Consider the following 3,669-nt stretch of genomic DNA (forward strand, 5'->3'; position numbering starts at 1 on the left):
GGGTCCGTTGACCGGCTCGGGGACGGGCCCGGGGAGTGGTCCGGGGACGGACCCGGGGACGGGCGCCTCCCCCGGAGCGGGCGCCACGCCCGTAACGGCCTCCGACGCGGTGGGAAGCGCCACCGTCGCCGCCCGGGCTTCTCCTCTTCGGCGGCGCTGTCTTGCTGGGCACGCACAGTCCGGTCTCCGATTCGCTCGTGGGCGTGATCCTCCGTACACATAGACGCGGTGGGAACATCAGTACGTATGCCTCGCCTTGGTGTGATCATGGTCATACTCGGTGCGGTGAACCGGGGCGCCCGGGCCACGGACGGCGGGCGGACGGCAGGGGGACGGACGGCCGACGGCCGACCCGCGCGGGCACCGGTCCGCGACAGCCCCGGCGTACCGCCAGAATGACGCCATGAGGATGATCCAGACCGCCCTCGGCGCGATGCTGCTCCTGCTGATCGTCGGCAGCATCCTGCGCACGCTGGTCGTTCCGCGCGGGCTCTACTCGTCGCTGGTGATGCGGCTCTGGCGGATGCTGCGCGGGCTGCTGCGGCTGGTCGCCGGACCGGGCCGCGGCTACCACGCGCAGGACCGGGCGCTCACCTGGCTGGCGCCGCTGGTGCTGCTGGGCATGCTCGGGGTGTGGCTCAGCTGCATGCTCACCGCCTACACCCTGCTGCTACACGGCACCTCGGAGCTCAGCTGGTCGGTGGCCGTGCGCGAGGCCGGGTCCAGTCTGTTCACCCTCGGCTTCGCCAGCGGCGACCGGCTGCACCTCTCCGCGATCGACTTCCTGGCCGCCGCCAGCGGCCCGCTGGTGATCGCCCTCCAGATCTCCTACCTGCCGACCCTCTACGCCGCCTACCAGCGCCGCGAGACCGAGGTGACGCTGCTGCAGTCCCGGGCCGGCGAGCCCGCCTGGGGCCCCGAGCTGCTGGCCCGCCAGTCCCTGGTGGACACCGAGACCGCGCTCCCCCAGCTCTACCGGGACTGGGAGCGGCTGGCCGCCGACATCGGCGAGAGCCACTCCAACTACCCGGTGCTGCTCTCCTTCCGCTCCCCGCAGCCCAACCGCAGCTGGGTGGTCGGACTGATCGCCGTGATGGACGCCGCCGCCCTGCACCTGGCGCTCTGCCCGCGTTCGGCCCCGCCCGAGGCCCGGCTGGTGCTCCGGGCCGGCTTCACCGCGCTGCGCGACATCGCCCGCTCGCTGCGGATCGACTTCGACACGGACCCGGACCCGGACATTCCGATCCGGCTGACGTACGCCGAGTACCTGGGCGCCGTCGCGATGATCACCGCGGCCGGTTTCCCGCGTGAGCGCCCGGTTGAGGAGGCCTGGGCGCACTTCCACGGCTGGCGGGTCAACTACGAGGCCCTGGCGTACGAACTGGCCCGCCGCAGCGACGCCGTCCCGGCGCTGTGGACCGGCCCGCGCGACTTCCGCGCCCCGGTCATCCCGCCGGCCCGCCCCGCCGACCGCCGGCCGTCCTCGGCCCCGCCGCCGGCCGGGCCGTCGCTGCCGCCGGTGCCGCCGGTGCCGCCGGTCTGAGCGGTCCACTGCGCGCCGGCGCCCACGGCATCGGCCTGACCATCGACGTCCCGGACGAAGCGCTGATGGCCCTCTCCCTGGACGCCGACCACCCGCTGCCCGCAGGCACCGTCCGCTACGCCGCGCCGTTCGGCATCCGACGGACGACGCCGGGCGGGGCACCCACGTGCCCCGCCCGGCGCCTTTCCGAACCATCGGTCCCTACCCGACGTCCGTCCGAACCGCCGGTCCCCGCCCGGTCCTCGCCCGGGCCCGGCCGCGTCGACCGCTCAGACCTCCACCGGGCCGCCGCTCGCCAGCGAACGCTCGGCGCCGACCAGGATCTCCACCACCCGCAGCCCGAAGTCCGCCCCGCAGGGGTGCGGCTCGCCGGAGGCGGCCGAGGCCCGCAGCGCGTCCAGCGCCCGGTGCAGGGCCGCGACCGGGCCCTCGCCGCGCGGGGGCAGCTGCACCACGCCGTGCTCACCCCGCAGCTCCATGCCCGTCCCGCCCGCCGCGAGCGGCGCGGTCAGGCTGAGCGCGAGCGTGCTGGAGGCTCCGCCGGCGTGCCGCACCACCAGGTGCACGGTGTCCAGCGGGCCGGCCGCCGCCGTCACCTGGGTCGCGTCGCCCAGCACCGGCAGCAGCACGGACAGCGCGTGCGGGCCGACGTCCCACAGCGCACCCTTCTCCACCCGCCACGGCGAGGCCGCGTACGGGCTGGTGCTGCCGGGCGCGAACACCGAGCCGAGCCAGTCCGAGCGGCCGGTGAACCAGCCGCCCAGCTCCGCCTGCCGCTCGATCCACGGGATCTGCTCGCCGCCGAAGCGCACGGTGAAGAAGACCACCGAGGCGACCTTGTGCTCGCGCACCGCCTCGGCCACGGCCCGGGCGTCCGGCACGGTCAGCGCGACCGGCTTGTCCAGCAGCAGGTGGCAGCCGGCCTCGGCGGCCCGTACCGCGAGACCCGCCTGCACGGTCGGGGGCAGCGCGATGGAGACCGCGTCCACCTCGGCCAGCAGCCGGTCGAGGTCCGCGTACCCGGGCACGCCGTGCGCGGCGCCCAGCGCCTCGGCCGCCTCCGGTCGGCGGCCCCAGACGCCGGTGAACTCCAGCCCGGGGTGCTCGGCCAGGACGGGCGCGTGCACCCGCTCCGCCCAGGGGCCGGTCCCCAGCAGTCCGATCCGCACGATGTCTCCGTTCTCCGGTCAGCGCGGGTGAGCGCGCGTGGTGAAGGTGGGCGTAAGTGGTGAAGGTGGGCGCGCATGAGCGCCGGTGGTACGGGTGGGCCCGCGTACGCCCTGGCGGCGCGGGTCTCGGCCCTGGACTTTCAGCCCCGGACTTTCAGCCCTGGACTTTCAGCCCCGGACGCGGGCCAGGGTGAAGCCGTCGTAGCCCTTGCTGCCGACCGTCTGCACCGAGGTCGCGGTGACGCTCGGCTCGGCCGCGATCAGGTCGTGCAGCGCCCGGGTGCCGACCACCGCCGGGTCGGTGCCGGCCGGGTCGGCGACCGCACCGCCGCGCACCACGTTGTCGACGATGATCAGCGAGCCCGGCCGGGTCAGTTGGAGCGCCCGGCGGAAGTACTCCGGGTTGCTCGGCTTGTCGGCGTCGATGAAGACCAGGTCGAAGGGGTCCGCGCCCTGCTCCACCAGTTCGGCCAGCGAGTCCGCGGCCCGGCCCACCCGCACCTCGGCGACCCCCGCCAGCCCGGCGGCCGCCAGGTTGCCCCGGGCGACCTCGGCATGCCGGGGGTCCAGCTCCAGGGTGATCAGGGTGCCGTCCGCGGGCAGCGCCCGGGCCAGCCAGATGGCGCTGTAGCCGCCGAGCGTGCCGACCTCCAGGATCCGCTTCGCGCCCAGGGTCAGCGCCAGCAGGTGCAGCAGCTTGCCCTGGTTGGGGGCCACCGCGATGTTCGGCAGCCCGGCCGCGCGGGCGGCGGCCGTGGCCTGCTCCAGCACCGGGTCGTGTCCGACCAGCCGCTCGGAGAAGTAGGCGTCCACGGCGTCCCAGGTCGGCTGCGAAGACATCGGGCCCTCCGGAGTGCAAGATCGGCAGTACCCGACCGATGCTACTCCGAGGGCCCGAGGGCACCACGACGGTGGTGGTGGACGACCGGTCCGGGACCGGTCGGACGATCGACCGGG

Annotated in this window: 3 protein-coding genes and 1 pseudogene; 2 read left to right on the forward strand and 2 right to left on the reverse strand. The window is 75.1% G+C overall.

Features of this window, described 5'->3' with window-relative positions:
* The first annotated feature begins 403 nt into the window (after positions 1–403).
* Complete coding sequence (locus ACIQOV_RS32395) at positions 404–1,543, forward strand: hypothetical protein (protein ID WP_401054278.1); 1,140 nt, start codon at positions 404–406, stop codon at positions 1,541–1,543.
* A 2-nt stretch (positions 1,544–1,545) separates the two neighbouring features.
* Positions 1,546–1,680 (forward strand): annotated as a pseudogene (locus ACIQOV_RS32400) (GNAT family N-acetyltransferase); the annotation flags it as partial.
* Positions 1,681–1,812: 132 nt separating this feature from the next.
* Here the strand turns inward: ACIQOV_RS32400 and ACIQOV_RS32405 are convergent.
* The gene (locus ACIQOV_RS32405) at positions 1,813–2,712 is read right to left on the reverse strand and encodes a Gfo/Idh/MocA family oxidoreductase (RefSeq protein WP_359901043.1); all 900 of its coding nucleotides are present in this window, start codon (positions 2,710–2,712) and stop codon (positions 1,813–1,815) included.
* A 168-nt stretch (positions 2,713–2,880) separates the two neighbouring features.
* Positions 2,881–3,552, reverse strand: a complete 672-nt coding sequence (locus ACIQOV_RS32410; RefSeq protein ID WP_401054280.1) for an O-methyltransferase — start codon at positions 3,550–3,552, stop codon at positions 2,881–2,883.
* Between the last annotated feature and the right edge of the window lie 117 nt (positions 3,553–3,669).

This window comes from Kitasatospora sp. NPDC091257, from assembly GCF_044757675.1.
Taxonomy (GTDB): Bacteria; Actinomycetota; Actinomycetes; order Streptomycetales; family Streptomycetaceae; genus Kitasatospora; species Kitasatospora lactacystinica.

What these genes read in the sequence shown, in the direction of transcription:
- ACIQOV_RS32410 (WP_401054280.1), bottom strand. Translation starts at nt 3,552, where the DNA reads ATGTCTTCGCAGCCGACCTGGGACGCCGTGGACGCCTACTTCTCCGAG.
- ACIQOV_RS32395 (WP_401054278.1), top strand. Translation starts at nt 404, where the DNA reads ATGAGGATGATCCAGACCGCCCTCGGCGCGATGCTGCTCCTGCTGATC.